Here is a 428-nt window from a genome sequence, read left to right on the forward strand (position 1 = left end):
GGAGTCGAAATCGACCTGACTTCACCAACAGGGCTTCTACCTTCTCAATCGTGCGGCTCACAGTGGCTTCGGATACACCAAACTCTAGCCCAATGTGGAACTGCGTCCGGTATTCACGCCAATACTGCAACGCAATCAGCAACTGGTCCTCAACGCTTAAGCTGTTTTGTCCACCCCGCTTGCCGTGCCGTTCTAAGTCTGGATTGAGTACTTCAACCATTGCCTTGAAGGTTTCACACTTGACTCCACACGCCCGTCTGAAGGCGCTCGGATTGAGGACTTTCAACTGTTGGTAGAGCATGAGCAGATTCAGTAACGCTTACCTACTTTTGGCTCATTTTCTTGATTCATGCAAGAGGTCTACTGATTTCGCCTACGATGTGGATAAAGACCCACCCTTTGCCCCTGGCACTCGCGTCAAAACTCGC

1 protein-coding gene is annotated in these 428 nt (G+C 50.7%); it reads right to left on the reverse strand.

Annotated features, from left to right (window positions below; all coding sequences use genetic code 11):
- Nucleotides 1–301 (reverse strand): helix-turn-helix domain-containing protein (locus FLQ44_RS01695; RefSeq protein WP_147692781.1); only part of this gene is annotated, 301 nt, incomplete at its 3' end.
- Nucleotides 302–428: the final 127 nt, after the last annotated feature.

The sequence above is a fragment of the Vogesella mureinivorans genome, assembly GCF_007644035.1.
Taxonomy (GTDB): domain Bacteria; phylum Pseudomonadota; class Gammaproteobacteria; order Burkholderiales; family Chromobacteriaceae; genus Vogesella; species Vogesella mureinivorans.